A 17991-nucleotide genomic window follows, 5' to 3' on the forward strand; every position below is an offset into this window, starting at 1 on the left:
CAAAAACGGAATTCTACTTGGTTTTGAGTACTCATTGCGTGCCGGTGAGTACCCAAAAACGGAATCCCCTTGGTTTTGAGTATTCATTGAGTGCCTTGGAGTACCCAAAAACAGGCTTCCACTTGGTTTTGAGTACTCATAGAGTGCTTTTGAGTACCCAAAAACGGAATTCCTCTTGGTTTTGAGTACTCATAGAATGCCTTTGAGTACCCAAAAATGGAATTCTCTTGGTTTTAAGTACTCATAGAGTGCTTTTGAGTACCCAAAAATGGAGTTCTCTTGGTTTTGAGTACTCATAGAGCGCTGGTGAGTACCCAAAACGGAATTCCTCTTGGTTTTGAGTACTCATAGAGTGCCTTTGAGTACCCAAAAATGGCATTCTCTTGGTTTTAAGTTACTCATTGCGTGCTTTTGAGTACCCAAAAACGGCATTCTCTTAGTTTTGAGTACTCATAGAGTGCTTTTGAGTACCCAAAAACGGCATTCTCTTAGTTTTGAGTACTCATAGAGTACCTTTGAGTACCCAAAAACAGATTTCCACTTGGTTTTGAGTACTCATAGAGTGCCTTTGAGTACCCAAAAACAGACTTCTACTTGGTTTTGAGTACTCATAGAGTGCTTTTGAGTACCCAAAAACGGCATTCTCTTGGTTTTGAGTACTCATAGAATGCCTTTGAGTACCCAAAAATGGAATTCTCTTGGTTTTAAGTACTCATAGAGTGCTTTTGAGTACCCAAAAATGGAATTCTCTTGGTTTTGAGTACTCATAGAGCGCTGGTGAGTACCCAAAAACGGAATTCTCTTGGTTTTGAGTACTCATAGAGTGTTTTTGAGTACCCAAAAACGGCATTCCCTTGGTTTTGAGTACTCATTGAGTACCTTGGAGTACCCAAAAACAGGCTTCCTCTTGGTTTTGAGTACTCATAGAGTCCCTTTGAGTACCCAAAAACGGCATTCCTCTTGGTTTTGAGTACTCATTGAGTGCCTTGGAGTACCCAAAAACAGGCTTCCTCTTGGTTTTGAGTACTCATAGAGTCCCTTTGAGTACCCAAAAACGGCATTCCTCTTGGTTTTGAGTGCTCATTGAGTGCCTTTGAGTACCCAAAAATAGAATTCCCTTGGTTTTGAGTACTCATAGAGCGCTGGTGAGTACCCAAAAATGGAATTCTCTTGGTTTTAAGTACTCATAGAGTGCTTTTGAGTACCCAAAAACGGAATTCTCTTAGTTTTGAGTACTCATAGAGTACCTTTGAGTACCCAAAAACAGATTTCCACTTGGTTTTAAGTACTCATAGAGTGCTTTTGAGTACCCAAAAATGGAATTCTCTTGGTTTTGAGTACTCATAGAGTGCTTTTGAGTACCCAAAAACGGAATTCTCTTGGTTTTGAGTACTCATAGAGTACCTTTGAGTACCCAAAAACAGATTTCCACTTGGTTTTGAGTACTCATAGAGTGCCTTTGAGTACCCAAAAACAGACTTCCACTTGAGTACCCAAAAACGGAATTCCATTTTGCTTGAAGTACTTATTGCGCGCGGTTGATTCCCCAATTAAAATAATCTTTTTTTAAAAGAAGTGATAATAACAAAAAAAACGGATACAAATTGCGGTGCAATTTTGTACCCGTTTTCTTCTATATTTGCTGTATCTCCTTCATAACGGTACTCATTATGGTTAAATGCTCTGTTTTTTTCCGTATTCTTCTTTTAAAATCGAGCATACTGCTGCATCACAAAATACCCCTTTTTCATATGCAGCCTGTCTTAAGACACCTTCATATATAAATCCTGCTTTTTCAAGGCACAGCTTTGAAGCCGTATTGTCCGGATCATAAAAAGCTTCAATGCGATTTAAGCCCATTTGGGCAAAACCAAACTCCAAAATGGGTGATAAAACCTCGGTCATTACCCCTTTTCTCCAATGAGAGCGATTCAATTCAAAGCCTATTTCTGCTTTAAAATGCTCTTTTTCCCAGCTGTGATAGCCGCAGCTGCCTATAATTTTATTCGTTTCTCTATCAGCAATTCCCCATCTGTATCCTTCATTTTTATCGAACCTTTCACCCCAGCGGTTAATCACCTGAACTGCCTGATCTATTTCAGTAAAGCTTTCCAGATCATAGTATCTTGTGACTTCATCATCTGAAAAATAAGCAAACACCTCATTCGCATCGCTCTCATCCATTTTCCTTAAAACAAAACGCTCTGTATAGAGGACTGGAAAATTTGTTTTCATCTGTTATTTCCCCTTTTTCTCATAGAAAACATGCCCTGTTAAACATCAGGGCATGCAGTCAACCTGAATTATTTTTTCTGTAAAATTGCCATCGTGCATCTGGAAATGCAGATCAGGCTTTCTCTTTCATCGACAATTTTAATCTCCCAAACCATTGTTGTTTTGCCTCGGTGCATAGGGATGGCGTGAGCGGTAACGGTGCCGTCCTGCTTTCCTCTTATGTGATTTGCATTAATCTCAAGTCCAACGCACATTTCTGTTTCCTGGTTGATTAAATGATAGGCACCTATGCTTGCAACTGTTTCTGCAAGCGCTACAGAAGCCCCGCCATGCAAAATGCCAAAAGGCTGTCTCGTACGGTCATCCACAGGCATTGTAGCAACGACTCCATCATTTGTTACGCTTTTCACCTCAATACCAAGTGAGTTCAGCAGTGTATTTTCAACATTGTATTCCATTATATTTCCTCCTCTATTGCGGACTTAGTTTCTTTCGCAGCATTTGATCATCATCTTTGCGCGGATTTCCTCTGCCATCGCGATTATTCGTTACTGTATACAAATTGTCATCTTCAATCATAACATCGCGCATCCTGCCCCATCCTTCCAGGTAAATCTGCACCTCTCCTGTATGGACTTCAAATCGTTTAACAGAATTTCCGGCTAATGTCGCCACATACAAGATTCCTTCCTTATAGGCAAGGCCAGAAGGCGCCCAAGTCTCTTCCCCGGTTTGATAGAGCGGTGTTTCCATACCTTCCTGCTGCTCGTCCCCTTCTATTACTGGCCAGCCATAATTTTTCCCCGGCTGAATCCAGTTAATTTCATCATGAGCAGACTGGCCGTGCTCTGTGCTGAACAGTGAATTTTTCTCGTCCCATGCAAGCCCTTGAGGATTACGGTGCCCATAAGAATATACATAGGAATTTTGAAAAGGATTGTCATCCGGGACCGATCCGTCAAGTTCAAGTCTTAGGATTTTTCCTGCCAGAGAATTTTTATCTTGTGCAAACTCAGGACTCATCGCATCGCCTGCTGTTGCATAAAGCTTGCCGTCAGGGCCAATTTTGAGTCGCCCTCCGTTATGGACACGTGCACCTGGAATATCTTCTAGTACAGTCTTTACTTCCTCCCAATGGTCTGCATTTTCCTTTAGAACAACGATTCGGTTCTTTACTTTGTTTCCATCTTTATATGTATGGTAGGCAAAGGCTTGCTTGCTCTCTCCAAAATCAGGGGAAAGCTCAAAGCCAAGAAATCCGCCCTCGCCTTCTAGATGCAGCTTCTTTTTCAATTTCACCTTTTGAGTCACCTTTTCATCAGACACCTGGTTCCATTTCACAATTTGCCCAGTTCGTTCACTCAGGTAAAAAACATCATCACTCTTTGTAATAGACCACGGAACATCCATTTCCTTTAGAATACTTTCTGTATCCTGCCTCTCAGACTGGCCGCTCACTTCTTTGTCTTCCTGATCTTCATTCTGAAAGGACTGACATCCCGCTATGACCAAACTGCTGAAAATAATCACCCATAACCTCTTCAGGAAAATCACCTCATATTCCCATTTTCTTTAAGTTTAACGAATAATAAAAAAGGATTCACGAATTTATACTTCCATTTTTATTTTCGAAGGGCGTATACAGCAAAGAAAAAGTAAACAATCAATATCATAAGAGCAGGTAATACCGTGATCACGTCCATCAAAAACCCCCCGGTAAGAAAGCGTTTTCCAACACTTGAATCTGTAATTAGATTCCATCTTAGCGCAGGATTATGATGGCGATATTGAGAGAAAGTTTAAAGTTTGTAAACTTATGCTTACTGATACGTAAACAAAACCGTCAGTTCTGCAACAATTTCAATTTTCCTTGCAAAAACAGGGGTCTGTCCTGAAGATTGTGCACCTAGACTTAATTCTTTAGACAATGGGAAAAATCCTCTAGGTTCTTCGGTTATTTTTACAGGCTTGCGATGCAGATTGAGCTGATAGGAATGGGCAATTGCTGCTGCCTTATCCAAAGCTTGTTTTGCAGCAAGGTTCAGAGCCTCATTTATCCACTTTTCTTGGTTGGAAAGCGAGAATTGTACAGAATCTGCCCGGTTGGCTCCATTAGAAAAGGCTGTATCATAAATCAAACCAATCTCATCTAAATTTTGAGTTGTGATGGATATTGTATTGGTCACTTCATACCCTTTTAAGACTGGATCCGTACCCGCACTATAATCGTATTGAGGAAAAACGGTGTAGGAAATGGTTTCAATTTGCTGTTCTTCTATTCCAATTGACTGAAGGGCTCGAATAAGCTGATTAACGCGTCTTTTATTTTCCTGCTGAGCTGCAGTTACATCTTTGTTCACAGTAACTACTGCAAGCTGAAGAACGGCTGTGTCTGGTTTTGCTTCCACTCTTCCCGTCCCGCGAACAGAGATCATGTTTTTTGATTTTGGTTCTCTCACGCTTGTTCTGTAAGCCGGATCAAAAGGCTGCCCATACACCGGAAACATAAGCCTCACTCCTCTCAGAATCTAACACTCTTTTCCATCTATATGCCTGAGCAATAAAAAAAAGTGCGCAAGAATGGTACTTGCACACTAATCAATAATTCCTTCTGACTTTGAAATTAACACAGCTTCTGTTCTTGAACCGACATTTAATTTATTAAAAATAGAGGTTAAACTGTATTCAATTGACCGCTTGCTTAAATGAAGCTTATCGGCAATCTCCTGGTTCGTCAGACCTCTTTCAACCTCTTGCAGTATGGCTTTCTCACGATCATTCAATGCTTCTATATCATTTGAACCGGAACTGCTTTTCATTTTTTGCTGAAGAATGAGAGATTTTAAGTAGGTATACGGCACAACAATGTCACCTGAGAGAACATGCCGAATGGAAGAAAGAATCTTTTCCTTTGTCTCTGTTTTGCTGATCGCCCCGTGAATCCCAAGGCGAATTGCCTCTTCAAAATAATCTTCTACATCGTAGCCTGTATACAGAATAATCTTGCAATCCTCGGAGTGCTTAATAATTTCTGTGGAAAGCTCCATTCCATTAATATCTCCGAGATTCATATCCATCAGGACAACATCGTATTCATGAAAGCTGATATGCTTAATAACATCAATTGAATAAGGGGGATTTAAGCAGGATACCCTGACATCCGGCTCTGTTTCCAATATCGCTTTTGTTCCCTCACGTACTGCTGGATGATCATCCACAACTAAAATATGTATCATGTAATCAACCTCTCTGCTCCGAGCATCTAGTCTCTATTTTATAAAAAAGACCTGGCAAATGCCAAGTCTGAACTATTCTTTCAGATTTCTACAACTACTTTAAAGCCATTTCCCTTTGAAGTCTCAATATGAAGGGAGCCGTTTAGTGCTTTTACTCTCTCCGTTATACCGGAAAGACCCATGCTTTGATTATTGGAATACAGTTCACTTTGATCAAAACCGATGCCGTCGTCCTCATAATGAAGAACAATTTTATCCTTTATGCAAACAAGCATTATCAGAACATTGAGTGCATTGGAGTGCTTTCCGGCATTTGTTAAAAGCTCCTGAACGATCCGGTACAAATTCAGCTGTGTATCAATATCAATCGCTTTAGTGAAGTTTCCTGTATTTAATCTCACATCAAAGGCTGCGGACTCATTATATTGAGCTGCAAGCTTCTGCAAGGCTTTTACTAGCCCAAGATCATATAAAAGCTGCGGACGAAGTTCCTGACACGTTTCCCGCGTAGTCTTGATGATATTGGTCATCGAGCTGTTCATATCCTTCAGCTGATCCCTGAAAACAGTCGGAGCCATTTCAAGCTCAGCTAGGGCGAGCTCGCTTTGCCGCTTTAAAGAAATTAAATCCTGCAAAACAGAATCATGCAAATCCTTTGCCAAGTTAGAACGCTGTTTTTCCTCTATTGAAAATAAAACTTTCGTAAGCCAGGCCGGGTTACTGCCTTCGCTCTTAATCTTCTGTAAATGATTCATCAGCTCTTCTATCTTAAGGAAGTTCTCAAGGGATATATTCGTATAAAAAGAAAGCGTCTTTAACCAGGAAATTTCATCTCGGTTCAGCATTGGAGTATTAAGCATAGACAAACAAACCATGACATAACTTCGGTCATCTGTCTCCCCTACATTAATCACAAAACCGCGATCCACTTCGATAATCTTTCCGATCTCTTGGGTTGCCTTCTTAATCTCTTTTTCATATGAAAGATAATCTGTACCCTTCATATTAATCTCGACTGAAATGATGTTCCCGCTCTTATCCACTTCAACATAATTCGCCCTGCTGACAAGCAATACATCTGTAATCACCTGTTTCAGTTCATTAATTACATGATGAAGCTTGTTTGCCTTTCGAATGCTTTGCGTATATTTAAAAATACTATCCTGATAATTGTATTTTTCGGAAAAACGTTTAAAGCGAAAGCGGAAGTCGAGAATTTCCTTAATATAAAAGACTACAAGCATTGTGATATAGATGAAGATTGATAGTTTAATTGGATAGAATGTTGGGCTATTCTCTTTAATAATTAACATAATACTTACACACACAACAGTAGGTAAAACTGCTAGTAAAGCGTAGTATCTGACACGTCCTAAAATAAATTCTATATCATAAATTTTAGTAGCGAGAAATTGGTAAACCAAAGAAAAAGGAATTAATAATAAAAATGCTGCCAATATATTAGGCGGGAAAATATGTCTATTTAAAAAGACATACGGCAAAATGTATAGTAAAACAAAAGGTGAGAATGCAACAATATTTGTTATTATTAAAATTTTAACCAGGTAGCCTTGTGCTGAGTATCTAACTTTTTTTAATCCTACAAATTTAACAATGAAGGTTAAAGCAAATAAAATGACAAACGAAGCTAAATTTAAGTTTTTTACGAAAATATAGAAAAAACTATAAGAAAGATTCACAGTTTCTGTACAAAGTTCTGCAACTATATTAATAGCTACAATTAAGAAAGACACATATAAAAACTTTTCAGAGAAAAGTTTTTCACCCAATTCTTTAAAGTAGTAATATAGAAAAGACATATAGGTAACAGGTACTGATAAAAAGAAGCTTAGATTCAAGTACCTACTTAACACATCTCCTCTAGAAGAACCTGTTCCGCTGAAATGAGCTAATGTAATCATTAATAGGAAAATATTTAGTAGAAACGCTGACTGCAATTTTAATTTTTTATTTGTTTTATAAATAAAATAACTGCAAAATAAACAAAGGACATATAAAATAATAGGAACCACAACTAAAAAAAGACTCTGGTGACTTATTATTGAATCTTTAACAATGTAACTAATATCGTTTCCGTTTCTTTCAATTGTTACATTTTCTAACTGTTCAAGCATCCCATAGCGAACTGCAGGGTAGTGTTCATGTGCATGTTCATGATTAATTCTGGTTACAGTATCGCCTATTTTCAAACCGACTTTTGAAGCCCAAGTGTTAGGTTCAATAAGCGTTATTTCTAGCTTATCTGTATCATTGAATCTAACACTGGCACCTACGTAAGGGTATTTAATACCTATTGCTAAAAAATACACGACTAAAATAAAACTAAAAAATAGTGTAATAAAATATAATTTGTTAAAGTTTAAATATTTCATTTTAAAACCTTCTTAATTTAAGCTAAACTCTAATACCAATACAAGTTCGTCGTTCTAGCTGTACTCAACAGTCCTTCTACTAATCCTAACACTTCATCCACATTTTTCACACCCAGTAAACTTGCTTCACCGTTAGCTACTTTTTCGATTACTTCCGGGTTTTCTACTAGAAAATTTACGATTTCCTGCATGGCTTTAATCTCTCCTTTTATTTTCAGCTGAATTTATGATCAATTGAGACTTTAGAAGCTCAATTTGATTTTGAGGTAAGGGTAATTCTGCAATCAGGGTTGAAGCCTTTTGAATCGCAATTTGCTTCATTACATTCAGGTAATGGACAACACCAGATTGTAACAATTTCGATTTAAATGCATCAATACTCCCGTAGTGTTCAATAAATGTTTCACTGCTTGAAATAAAATCGGTAAGCTCCTTTGCATGCTCGTTAAACCCTCTTTTTAGAAAGAGGAGCGGCAGCGATTTTTTCTGTGCAGATAGATCATTTTTATGTTCATGAAATAAATCACGGTAATCGTTTTCAATTTGGGCAGCAAGTCCTATTTGATAGGAATAATGTTCAACGCATGTTAATTCTTCTCCTGCGGCAAGCATGGCGCCTGTGACTGATGCTAAAGCAATCAGTGAACCTGATTTTTTTTCAATCATAGAGATGCACTCTTCTTCAGTTGCGATTTCATTTTGAAGATCTGCGTGCTGACCTTCCATTGCCTGCAAGGCAAAACGCTGGAACGTGCTGATGATCTTCCATTTATGTACGCTTGATAATTCATGAAGCATTTGCAGACTGATTGTATACATAGCAGTAGCGGCATTCAGTGAGAGAGATGGGTTTATTTTCATCCATGGCTCTTCATAGTTATCTAGGTCTTCAAGATCATCTAAGATGTCGAATGATAGCGCAAGCAGTTCAACTGCAGCTGACAGATGAATGATTTCCTTCTCTTCTCCGCCAAAAGCTGTGTAATGCAAATGTGTCAATTGACCGAACGGAAAGGTTTTTTTCGTTTCTGAGAACGACAGGATAAGATGCAATAACTCTTTGTTCGTTATATATGAAGAAATTGCAGCTTTCTGACTGCAAATCATATCTTTATAGTCCAAATGTAATCTAATTGCAATCACCCCTTCGAAATTATATTACAATATTCGCGACCAATATAGTAGATATAAAACAATGTTTTTACATAAATATAAAACATTTAACATATTTTTGAAAAAATAGACATAAAAAAAAAGACTTGGCTCGAAAGGCCAAGTCTTATGACACGTTTATAAAGGAGTATTTATCATACTTATCAATGCTTTTATTAATTGATCTTAGTGACTGTTTCGTTTCCTGAATTTCTTTCTCAAGACGTTTCAATAATTGAGTTATTTCTTCAATGTTGTGCTTTTTCATCGTTTCCACACTCCTCTGTAAAAGATCAAATTATGCATGGTGAACGAAACACTTGTTTTGATCTTCCCTACTTCAAATTTTATAGGATGCAGAAAGTATTTTCACCGAAAATAATGCGAAATAATCAATGCGTGATACCGCAAACGGCGCAATAGTCCATTGTATCTGTTTTTATACAGATAGAATATAATTCCATTTTCATAATTTTTAACAAAAAAAAAGCCCCAGATACAGGGACTTGTCACTTTGCGGCAATAATTGTGTTCAAATAAATGTTCTGTGCTTCTTGCAGCGCAATTTTCGTCAGTTCATCTCTCTTTTCAATCGGTCCGCTAAACTCTAAGGTGTAATCCAGAATTCCCTGTTCTGACAGTAAACACTCCATTTTAACCTTACATTCGCCTTCTGCAACCGAAAATACCGCAACCGTTTTATCATCCAGCACATATATGGATGGCCGCACGCGCATAGAGAGCTGAACCTCCCCCGAAAAAAGTAGTTTAACAATTATCCAAGTTCGACATAAGCAGCAGTATTCCTGCAACATTTTCATTTTATAGAAAAAGCACGGACAAGAAACCTAACATATATATAAGAAGCAAGTTCACTCGGAGGTGAATTATTTTGCGGGTGCAAAGGCAACAATGGTTACGGCCGTTTTATTTCAACCCTTATTATCCAGCTCATTTCCCATGTTATCAATGTACGAGGAGACCTATGCCGGAAATTGATTCAAGTCAATTTGTTCATTCCGCTTCACAAACGGATGGACTATTGACTGATGCTAAAAAATTGACCACTTACCTCTCAACTTCAAAAGAACAGACAAAAAAGATCATGGCTGCCGCTCAGGCATCCAACAGCGTCTTGGTAAAAAAACTTTTGCTCGCTTCCGGCATTACAAATGAGTTAGAAACTGAGTTTAATCCGGACAGTGTCAGACTCATCCTTTCTTATAAAAATCCTGACTTGAATTGCTGCAAGTTAATATTGGTGCTGAGATGGTAAAAAAAGGATGACGAGTATCGTCATCCTCCAATTTTAAATCTTTTCACTAGCTCCTGAAGCTGCTTAGTGGCTTCGCTTAAATTTTCAGCTGAATCTGCAACTGTTGAAAGAGCTCTGAGCTGTTCGTCTGTTGAAGCATTTACCTCTTCTGCAGCTGCAGCAGATTGTTCTGTAATGGCCGAGATATTTACTATTGATTCTATAACCTGTTCTTTTTGCAGTGTCATTTCTCTAATATCTTCAGTGACAGTCGAAATGGATTGTGAAAGCTCACTCATCATCACTGCAATGGTCTGAAAGGCCTCACCCGAATTTTGAACTGCTTTATGCTGTTCATTATTCATTTCCTTTGTGCGAATCATTGCATCAACTGCTTTAATGGATTCTTGCTGAATGCCGAAAATCGTTTCCGTAATCCTGCCAGTAGCTCTGGCTGACTGCTCTGCAAGTTTTCTTACCTCAGCTGCGACTACAGCAAATCCTTTCCCGCTCTCTCCTGCCCTTGCAGCTTCAATGCTTGCATTTAGAGCCAGCAAATTGGTTTGATCCGAAATGGCTGAAATGACCGTCACCACTTCTTCAATTTGTTTAATCTTACCAGCAAGATCAGATAATACTCCTTCCACTGAAGCAAGCTCTTTATTCGATACTGTTGATTTAACCTGAAGAACATTTAATTTTTCCAGCCCATCGTAGCTTGCATGCTCTGACTTAGCAGACAAGGTCTGAATATGTGAAATGGATTCATTTACTTTAGTAATCTTCAAAGATAGGCTGGTTGTGCGTTCATTCATATTTTCAACATCAGAAGTTTGTTCAGATGCTCCTCTTGCAACATCTTCCATTGCACCTGCAACTTGCTCACTGGCTGCCATCGTTTCTTCAGAAACCGCACTTAAATTCTCTGCGGAATCATTGATCGTTGTGATAGACAAATCCACTTCCTTAATCATGCGTTTCATTTCAGAAACCATAGTGTTGAAGTTTTCTGCCAGCGTTCCAACTTCATCCTTATTCGAAACGTTCACTTTGAGAGTTAAATCTCCCGCTGCTACGGCTTTTGCACTTTCTCCTATACGAATGATAGGATTTGCAATTGATTTAGAGACGAAATATCCAATTACAACAGCAATAAAAAGTGCTGCAAGTGTAATCAGCGTACTTGTTAAGGAAACTGTATTGGCCGTTTCCATTAGGTCATCATATTTATAAACCGCTCCAATCTTCCAGTTCAATCCGTTAATTGTCTCAAAATAAAGCATTCTGTCTTCAGATTCAAAAACATATTCTACTAACCCTTTTTTATTTTCCATCACAGATTTCATAAAATCTAACTTAGATAAGTCTTTTCCCTGTTCTTTTGGATGAGACAATGCTATCCCTTTTTGATCAATTAAGAAGGAATATCCGCTATAACCAACTGTTACGCTGTTCACTATGTCATTGACCGCATCTAACGACAAATCAAAGGCAATGACACCTATTACCTCATTATTTTTCACAATTGCTTTCGCACCAGTCACAATATAGCTGCCCTTTACAGCATCTTCATAAGGTTCAGTCCATACCACCTTATCCGGGCTTTCTTTAGCCAGAGTATACCAGGGCCTTGTTGTAGGATCAAAATCCTCAGGAAGTTCGACCGAAGGCCGAATGAACAGCGATTTTTTTTCGCTCCCTGCATAAATCAAGCTTACCTGCTTGTTCGTCTCTAGAAAGGTTTGAAACTGCTGTGAAACATCTGCTTCATTTCCTTCTTCACTTAACAATCTGACGAGCTGATTATCTTTTCCAAACCTGATGAGGCTTTTCTCATAATCACTCAGACTTAATTCAATATTGCTTTTCAGCTGCTGAATAATGCCTGTACCATTTCTTTTTGCATCTTCGTGCATTTCCGATTGCAGATAAAAATGTGAGAAGATCTGTACGGCAGAAAGCGCTGCTATGATGATGAGCGCCAAAAACAAAGTAATTTTAACTTGAAGCTTATTGAACATTTTCATTTCCCCCACTAGTTTCTGTGTATAGGGGTTATATCGTCAATTCAGCACTAAATATTAGGCTAAAAAAAAAAAAGAAAGTCGATTAAGCCTCTGATAGATGCTGGATCATGATAGAAACAGCTTTTGTTAAATCCTGCTGAGAAAAACTTGGAACATTCCCTATTTCCACAGCAAGCTCATGTGATGCAGGAAGGTGAATAAATCCTGCTGGAATGTCCCGATCTGCTTTTTTAAAATAGTGCAAAGTCTGATACATAATATAATTGCACAAGTAGGTTCCGGCAGTGTTGGATATTTCTGCAGGCAGCACTTTTTCCTGCAGCACATTTACAAATGTTCGGATAGGCAGTGTGCTGAAATAGGCATCTGGTCCATCGGACTGTATCCATTCATCCTGTTTTACAATTCCCTCATTATCCTTTTCGCCATCAGCACAGTTAATGGCCACTCTTTCAGGAGTAATTTTGTATCTGCCTGCTGCAAGCCCAAGCAGCAATACGGCGTCAGGCTTTTCCTCCTCAATATGAACATGGCATTGCTCCCATGTTTTTGAAAATTGAACAGGGAGTACTTTTCCGCAGACTTCAAATTGACCGATAGATTGTCCATGCAATTGCTTCACAACTTCAGCTGTTGGATTAATTGTATAATGCAAAAACGGTTCAAATCCTGTTAACAATACCTTTTTCATTCTTTTGTCCCCTTATTTAGTCACTCGAATGAAATTATTATATCAGAAAATTCAGGTTATTAAATGATGCAGAGTAAATGCTGGCCGAATGAATAAAAGAGCAAATACGGATTAAGGCACGCATTTGCTCTTTTCATGAAGATTATTTAGACACTACTGTAAAACGCTCATTTTTGTGTTTCGGTTTTTCGATTTCATCAACAACAGCGATGGCATAATCTGCATAGCTGATATAACTTTCACCTTGAGAATTCGTTAATAAATGATCTTTCCCTGAATGGTATGTGCCTGTTTTTATACCCTGAGGATCAAAGTTTGCTGAAGGACTGATATATGTCCATTTTACTGTTTCTGCTTTTTGAAGTTCATCAAGATTGATTCCCATATTTTTTGCAGTAGGGAAATAAGCTGCAGGAAAATTTGGATCATCCATTACCCGTGTTGTTTTTTCTTCATCTAAAAATAAACTGCCTGCTCCTCCAACAACAACTAATTTCGTATTAGTGCTGTTTTCCAAGGCCTGAATGAGCACTCTTCCGGCGTCAACATGAAGATGTTCTTTTCCAGGAGCAGCATTAAACGCGTTAACCACCGCATCAAATGGTTTTAAATCATTGGATTCAAGGTTAAAAAGGTCTTTTTCGATTACTTGAACATTTGTGTTTTTCACTTTTGAAGCCTCCCTGACGACAGCTGTTACCTCATGGCCTCTTTCCAGCGCTTCTTCCATGATAAGGCTGCCTGCTTTGCCAGCGGCTCCAATAATTGCAATTTTCATTATAAATCCCTCCGAATTTTATTCGATTTTTTTAAAAATAACCTAACTCTCCCAAATTCATTTTTCCGGTTACAAAATAAAGGCAGGAATGGTCTTTTCCCCGGCTGTTCAAATGAAAATTGCCTTAGCAATCGCCATTAAGATCACACTGCAAACCATCTATGGAAAGTAAGTGCTTTTTATCTAATTCCTTATCAATGACTTGTGCCAGTCTTTCTTTGCTTGCCAATCCCTGAATCACTTCGTCCCCAATAATAAATGTAGGAACGGCTGTAATCCGAGCATCTTCATAAGCATGTCTCAGAGCCTCCTGATGAACCTCTCGATATTTGCGTTTTACCAGAGCGTCTCTGAAATCTTCCTTAGGCAGGCCAACTTCACCAGCTAATATTGTTAATACTTCTACATCCTCAATGTCTTGTTCTTCCTGGAAAAATGCAGTGAATACTCTATGGTGAAATTCATTTCCTTTTCCATGATCCTTTGCAAACTGGCATCCCTCAAAAGCTAAATGGGTATATGGATGGGGAGAAAGGCGCGGCAAGAGCATCTCAACGCCGAGCTGCTTTGATGCAGGCAAAATAAAGGAGTCCCAGGAACCTAATTTATCTGCTTCTTTCCAAGGATCAATTTTTGGAGCAGGACTTGGACGCAGTTCAAAAGGCATCCATTCTACCTCCACATCCTTTTCCTTAATTATTTCATCCAAAGGTCCCTTCCCTAAAAAACAAAACGGACAAATAAAATCTGAATAAGCTTTAATTTTTAATGTCATGGCTTAATTCCTCGCTTTTTAAAAATTATCCATTGTAACCAATACGGTTACAACCGAGGTGAAAAATTAAGCATTCAGAAGAATGCTATACTTTCTTTTCACTTTGTATTTGATTTTGCAGTGTTGTAAACAGCTGGTCCATCGTGATGCTTTCTAATACTTGTTCCATAGCTTCCTGTGCTTGAACAAGAATAAGCTCCAGCACGCTCTGAATATTTGCACCTATTGGACAATCCGGATTTGGCTTTTCATGAAAATGAAACAGCTTATCTTCTTCAACTACTTGAACTGCACGATAAACCTCGAGTAATGTGATGTCATGCAATTCTTTCAGCAAATAAGCTCCACCGGCTCCGCGCCGCACTTCCACAAGTCCTGCCTTTTTCAGATAGGACAATATTTTTCTTATGATCACTGGGTTCGTGTTTACACTCCCAGCCATAAATTCAGAAGTACAATCAGAAGGCGGATTTTGCTTTATTAGAGTTAAAATATGAACAGCAATCGTAAATCGGCTGCTTATTTTAATCTTAATCACCTCCGATGTAACCATTATAGTTACAACAAAAATAAATGTCAACAGCTAGTTATTATTTAATGTAGACATTCGGCAGCTTTCCATATTATTTCTGATTCTAAACTAAAAAACCTCCGCCCGCCATAAGCGGAGGTTTTCAAACTATGCGACTTCTCGTCCCATTGCTGCCTGCAGGATATCAAACCATTGGTCGCGTGTTAATGTTAAATCAAGTGAGCAAATAGCGGACTCGATGCGGCTCATTTTACCTGAACCGACAATCGGCATAATGTTTGCGGGATGGCAGATCAGCCATGCATAAAGGACTTCATCAATCCCTTTTGCACCGATTTCGAGAGCGATTCTCTCAAGTTTATCACGCAGGCTCTTAGCTCTCTCGTCATCAGCAGAGAAAATAGATCCTCCAGCAAGCGGAGACCATGCCATCGGCGCTATTCTTTCTTCCTGGCATAAGTCAAGCGTGCCATCTTCGAAGTTCTCAAGATTGTAGGCAGAAAGCTCAATCTGATTCGTAATCAGCGGGAAGTCCAAGTATGATTGAAGCATTTTAAACTGTGAGCGTTTAAAATTCGACACACCAAAATAGCGGGCTTTGCCTTCATTTTTAAGTTGTGTAAACGCCTCTGCAACTTGTACTGGATCCATATAAGGATCCGGACGGTGTATAAGCAGAACATCTATGTAATCAGTCTGAAAGTTTTCAAGGGACTTATTGACAGAAGCCAAAATATGCTCTTTGCTTGTATCATATGATTTAATACTGTGTTCAGGGCGATTGTCTGAGACAAGTTTAATGCCGCATTTCGTGACAATCTCCATTTGCTTTCTGAGCTCTGGCTTTAGTGCAAGTGCATCCCCAAATTTTTTTTCGCATGTGTAATTTCCGTAAATATCCGCGTGATCAAAAGTTGTAATGCCAGCCTCTAAGCAATCCTCTATTAATTTAAGCACTTCTTCATTTGACATGTTCCAGTCAGAAAGACGCCATAATCCATGAATGATTCTTGAAAATGATAGATCTTCAGTAAGTTGTATTCTCTGCATAATCATTCTCCTTTCCTTATCATTCTAACTGAATGCGCTCAGGCTTCAAAATAGCTGAATTTGAATCCTGCCGGCTCTTGTCAGCTCGTATGTGCAATTTCATCATGGGTTAAAAGATGATTTGACCAAAGAACAGCTTCCATATAGCATTCATGAATTTCCTCAGGGGAGAGCAACTTGTGTTTTACAGCTTTAAGTATTTTTCTACAACATAGAAAAGTGTTTTTTCATTTTTGGTAATATAGGCTATTTCAGCTATTTTTTTCAGGACCTCTTTTACGATAGAGGAATCTCCAACCAGGACAGAATGATTCAGGATCTCATAATAGAACTTCAGAGCTTCTTCCTGTTGATTTTTCCGGTGATGCAAATCTCCGATTAAATGCAGAAATTTATATTTAAAATCGCTGAAATCACTTAAATAAACTTCCAGGAACGTTTCATAAAGTCTTAGTACTTCATCATCCTGTCCTGCCTCATAATAGGTAACGGCCAGCTCATACAGCGTATTTAATATTCCTTTTACATCACCTTCCCGTTTGTAAATTTCATGTGCAGATTGAAGATAGGACATCGCACTGTCAGCATCCAATAAATATCTGCTGAGGATACCTAAGTTGGTATATGTGCCCGCCAAATTCAGCGGATCGTCTGTCCCTTCGAAAAACAGCAAAGCTTTTGCGTAGGCCGCACTCGCGTTCTCATACTCATTCATTCGTCTATAGCACAAGCCAAGCACCATGTATATAACACCTGTTTGATAGTAAATGGATGTTTTGCTGCTGATAGCCAGTGCCTGTTTCAAAAAGCGGATCGCAGAATAAAATTCTCCTTTTTTTGCATGTGCAAGACCAAGGTTATTCAGTAAAGATATTTTTTCTACACCTGAAGCCTTGAAAGCAATTGAGTCGTCATAAGCCTCATTTAAATAAGAAAATGCCTTTGATAACTGATCCTGGTTAATGAGCAAGGTCGTCAAATAATTGCTGGTTCTGAGTCTCTCTTCAGAATATTGCAGGCTGCAGAATAATTCGTAGCTTTTTTCATAAGCTGCAATGGCCTCGTCCATTTGAAGCTTTACCCGCTGCAGAATCCTTCCCTGGCAAAAATAATAGAGAGCAAGATCATTTTGGTTCAATGATTCAAGATTTTTTTCTAAGTCGTTTAAATGTTCAACAGCATCTGCAAAGTCATCATTTATCACTGCATATTCCAAACTGGAAAGAGCTTTTTTTATATCAAAAGACAGAAGTGATTTATCCTCTTCTTCGAAAAAATCGTGAATATCACATTTCAGTCTTTCGCTGAATTTCAACAGCAGTTTATAAGAAGGCTGGACCATTCCTTTTTCAAGCTGGCTGATGTAGCTGCGGTTCACTATTCCAATTGCCAGCTCGCTCTGAGTCAATTTTTGTTTTTTCCTCAGCTGTCTTAATTTCATTCCAACGGTATTCATACGGCGCCTCCTGATAAAAATTTGAATATGTATTGACAAGAAATTGAATAATTGTATATATTTTAATTGTCAGATAATTATAACAAAATGTTACTTATTTCTAAAATGTTAAAATAAAAGAACTAATGGAGGCTATGAGATGAAAAAAATCAGAAAACATCTTTTATTACTTGCACTTGGTACGGCAATCCTCTTAACTGGATGCTCTAAAGCTGAGCAAAATATCCACACTGCTGACGAAGAATGGCCAAGAATTATTAAAGCCAACCAATATAGTTAACAGCTGCTTTAAATAAACTTCTGAAGATATATGGCTTCACTCTATATCTATCTATTAAAACATATTTTCAAAGATTTGAACCAAATATAGTATGACGAAATAGCAAAAGAGCTTTCCCGATTCAGATGGGG

19 protein-coding genes are annotated in these 17991 nt (G+C 38.4%); 2 read left to right on the forward strand and 17 right to left on the reverse strand.

Translation table 11 applies throughout. The features are described 5' to 3' along the window. Nucleotides 1–1674: 1674 nt before the first annotated feature. From K8L98_RS21145 to K8L98_RS21190, 10 genes are all read right to left on the reverse strand, one after another. Nucleotides 1675–2235, reverse strand: a complete 561-nt coding sequence (locus K8L98_RS21145; protein WP_223437872.1) for a GNAT family N-acetyltransferase — start codon at nucleotides 2233–2235, stop codon at nucleotides 1675–1677. Nucleotides 2236–2303: 68 nt separating this feature from the next. Next, nucleotides 2304–2693: a hotdog fold thioesterase gene (locus tag K8L98_RS21150; RefSeq protein ID WP_223437874.1), complete on the reverse strand. Its 390-nt coding sequence runs from the start codon at nucleotides 2691–2693 to the stop codon at nucleotides 2304–2306. 13 nt (nucleotides 2694–2706) lie between these two features. Next, entirely contained in the window at nucleotides 2707–3765 is a 1059-nt protein-coding gene (locus tag K8L98_RS21155) for a PQQ-dependent sugar dehydrogenase (protein WP_223437876.1), read from the reverse strand. Between the two features lie 290 nt (nucleotides 3766–4055). Beyond that, the gene (locus K8L98_RS21160; protein ID WP_223437878.1) at nucleotides 4056–4742 is read right to left on the reverse strand and encodes an SIMPL domain-containing protein; all 687 of its coding nucleotides are present in this window, start codon (nucleotides 4740–4742) and stop codon (nucleotides 4056–4058) included. Between the two features lie 87 nt (nucleotides 4743–4829). Then, on the reverse strand, nucleotides 4830–5471 hold the full coding sequence (locus tag K8L98_RS21165; RefSeq protein WP_223437880.1) for a response regulator transcription factor: 642 nt from the start codon (nucleotides 5469–5471) through the stop codon (nucleotides 4830–4832). An 80-nt stretch (nucleotides 5472–5551) separates the two neighbouring features. Beyond that, the gene (locus tag K8L98_RS21170) at nucleotides 5552–7864 is read right to left on the reverse strand and encodes a sensor histidine kinase (RefSeq protein ID WP_223437882.1); all 2313 of its coding nucleotides are present in this window, start codon (nucleotides 7862–7864) and stop codon (nucleotides 5552–5554) included. 29 nt (nucleotides 7865–7893) lie between these two features. Next, nucleotides 7894–8055: a competence pheromone ComX gene (comX, locus tag K8L98_RS21175; RefSeq protein WP_223437884.1), complete on the reverse strand. Its 162-nt coding sequence runs from the start codon at nucleotides 8053–8055 to the stop codon at nucleotides 7894–7896. Between the two features lie 4 nt (nucleotides 8056–8059). Then, the gene (locus K8L98_RS21180) at nucleotides 8060–8971 is read right to left on the reverse strand and encodes a polyprenyl synthetase family protein (RefSeq protein WP_223437886.1); all 912 of its coding nucleotides are present in this window, start codon (nucleotides 8969–8971) and stop codon (nucleotides 8060–8062) included. A gap of 172 nt (nucleotides 8972–9143) precedes the next feature. Next, nucleotides 9144–9284 (reverse strand): degradation enzyme regulation protein DegQ, encoded by a 141-nt coding sequence (degQ, locus tag K8L98_RS21185; protein WP_101567816.1) that lies wholly within the window; start codon nucleotides 9282–9284, stop codon nucleotides 9144–9146. A gap of 241 nt (nucleotides 9285–9525) precedes the next feature. After that, nucleotides 9526–9753, reverse strand: a complete 228-nt coding sequence (locus K8L98_RS21190) for a hypothetical protein (RefSeq protein ID WP_223437888.1) — start codon at nucleotides 9751–9753, stop codon at nucleotides 9526–9528. Nucleotides 9754–10001: 248 nt separating this feature from the next. Here K8L98_RS21190 and K8L98_RS21195 point away from each other — a divergent pair, with 248 nt between their 5' ends. Beyond that, nucleotides 10002–10292 (forward strand): YuzC family spore coat inner layer protein, encoded by a 291-nt coding sequence (locus tag K8L98_RS21195; RefSeq protein WP_223437890.1) that lies wholly within the window; start codon nucleotides 10002–10004, stop codon nucleotides 10290–10292. Between the two features lie 20 nt (nucleotides 10293–10312). On the opposite strand, the gene K8L98_RS21200 is transcribed toward K8L98_RS21195, so the two are convergent. The 7 genes from K8L98_RS21200 to K8L98_RS21230 form a co-directional block, all read right to left on the reverse strand. Beyond that, the gene (locus K8L98_RS21200) at nucleotides 10313–12292 is read right to left on the reverse strand and encodes a methyl-accepting chemotaxis protein (protein WP_223437891.1); all 1980 of its coding nucleotides are present in this window, start codon (nucleotides 12290–12292) and stop codon (nucleotides 10313–10315) included. Between the two features lie 88 nt (nucleotides 12293–12380). Then, nucleotides 12381–12989, reverse strand: coding sequence for a pyroglutamyl-peptidase I (locus K8L98_RS21205; RefSeq protein WP_223437893.1), 609 nt, complete (start codon nucleotides 12987–12989; stop codon nucleotides 12381–12383). A 142-nt stretch (nucleotides 12990–13131) separates the two neighbouring features. Then, nucleotides 13132–13767, reverse strand: coding sequence for an NAD(P)-dependent oxidoreductase (locus K8L98_RS21210; RefSeq protein ID WP_223437895.1), 636 nt, complete (start codon nucleotides 13765–13767; stop codon nucleotides 13132–13134). A 124-nt stretch (nucleotides 13768–13891) separates the two neighbouring features. Continuing rightward, nucleotides 13892–14542: a DsbA family oxidoreductase gene (locus K8L98_RS21215; protein ID WP_223437897.1), complete on the reverse strand. Its 651-nt coding sequence runs from the start codon at nucleotides 14540–14542 to the stop codon at nucleotides 13892–13894. Between the two features lie 85 nt (nucleotides 14543–14627). Further along, a complete protein-coding gene (locus K8L98_RS21220) occupies nucleotides 14628–15071 on the reverse strand; it encodes an Rrf2 family transcriptional regulator (RefSeq protein ID WP_223443652.1) in 444 nt (147 codons plus the stop codon). 150 nt (nucleotides 15072–15221) lie between these two features. Continuing rightward, nucleotides 15222–16124 carry an aldo/keto reductase gene (locus K8L98_RS21225; RefSeq protein WP_223437899.1) on the reverse strand — a complete coding sequence of 301 codons (903 nt, stop codon included), beginning with the start codon at nucleotides 16122–16124 and terminating at the stop codon, nucleotides 15222–15224. A 184-nt stretch (nucleotides 16125–16308) separates the two neighbouring features. Continuing rightward, a complete protein-coding gene (locus K8L98_RS21230; protein WP_223437901.1) occupies nucleotides 16309–17580 on the reverse strand; it encodes a tetratricopeptide repeat protein in 1272 nt (423 codons plus the stop codon). Between the two features lie 139 nt (nucleotides 17581–17719). Between K8L98_RS21230 and K8L98_RS21235 the strand changes: the two genes are divergently transcribed. After that, a complete protein-coding gene (locus K8L98_RS21235) occupies nucleotides 17720–17860 on the forward strand; it encodes a lipoprotein (RefSeq protein WP_223437903.1) in 141 nt (46 codons plus the stop codon). Nucleotides 17861–17991: the final 131 nt, after the last annotated feature.

The organism is Metabacillus dongyingensis (genome assembly GCF_019933155.2).
Lineage (GTDB): Bacteria > Bacillota > Bacilli > Bacillales > Bacillaceae > Bacillus_P > Bacillus_P dongyingensis.

What these genes read in the sequence shown, in the direction of transcription:
- K8L98_RS21145 (WP_223437872.1), bottom strand. Translation starts at nt 2,235, where the DNA reads ATGAAAACAAATTTTCCAGTCCTCTATACAGAGCGTTTTGTTTTAAGG.
- K8L98_RS21150 (WP_223437874.1), bottom strand. Translation starts at nt 2,693, where the DNA reads ATGGAATACAATGTTGAAAATACACTGCTGAACTCACTTGGTATTGAG.
- K8L98_RS21160 (WP_223437878.1), bottom strand. Translation starts at nt 4,742, where the DNA reads ATGTTTCCGGTGTATGGGCAGCCTTTTGATCCGGCTTACAGAACAAGC.
- K8L98_RS21165 (WP_223437880.1), bottom strand. Translation starts at nt 5,471, where the DNA reads ATGATACATATTTTAGTTGTGGATGATCATCCAGCAGTACGTGAGGGA.
- K8L98_RS21170 (WP_223437882.1), bottom strand. Translation starts at nt 7,864, where the DNA reads ATGAAATATTTAAACTTTAACAAATTATATTTTATTACACTATTTTTT.
- comX (WP_223437884.1), bottom strand. Translation starts at nt 8,055, where the DNA reads ATGCAGGAAATCGTAAATTTTCTAGTAGAAAACCCGGAAGTAATCGAA.
- K8L98_RS21180 (WP_223437886.1), bottom strand. Translation starts at nt 8,971, where the DNA reads ATGATTTGCAGTCAGAAAGCTGCAATTTCTTCATATATAACGAACAAA.
- degQ (WP_101567816.1), bottom strand. Translation starts at nt 9,284, where the DNA reads ATGAAAAAGCACAACATTGAAGAAATAACTCAATTATTGAAACGTCTT.
- K8L98_RS21190 (WP_223437888.1), bottom strand. Translation starts at nt 9,753, where the DNA reads ATGCGCGTGCGGCCATCCATATATGTGCTGGATGATAAAACGGTTGCG.
- K8L98_RS21195 (WP_223437890.1), top strand. Translation starts at nt 10,002, where the DNA reads ATGCCGGAAATTGATTCAAGTCAATTTGTTCATTCCGCTTCACAAACG.
- K8L98_RS21200 (WP_223437891.1), bottom strand. Translation starts at nt 12,292, where the DNA reads ATGTTCAATAAGCTTCAAGTTAAAATTACTTTGTTTTTGGCGCTCATC.
- K8L98_RS21205 (WP_223437893.1), bottom strand. Translation starts at nt 12,989, where the DNA reads ATGAAAAAGGTATTGTTAACAGGATTTGAACCGTTTTTGCATTATACA.
- K8L98_RS21210 (WP_223437895.1), bottom strand. Translation starts at nt 13,767, where the DNA reads ATGAAAATTGCAATTATTGGAGCCGCTGGCAAAGCAGGCAGCCTTATC.
- K8L98_RS21215 (WP_223437897.1), bottom strand. Translation starts at nt 14,542, where the DNA reads ATGACATTAAAAATTAAAGCTTATTCAGATTTTATTTGTCCGTTTTGT.
- K8L98_RS21225 (WP_223437899.1), bottom strand. Translation starts at nt 16,124, where the DNA reads ATGCAGAGAATACAACTTACTGAAGATCTATCATTTTCAAGAATCATT.
- K8L98_RS21230 (WP_223437901.1), bottom strand. Translation starts at nt 17,580, where the DNA reads ATGAATACCGTTGGAATGAAATTAAGACAGCTGAGGAAAAAACAAAAA.
- K8L98_RS21235 (WP_223437903.1), top strand. Translation starts at nt 17,720, where the DNA reads ATGAAAAAAATCAGAAAACATCTTTTATTACTTGCACTTGGTACGGCA.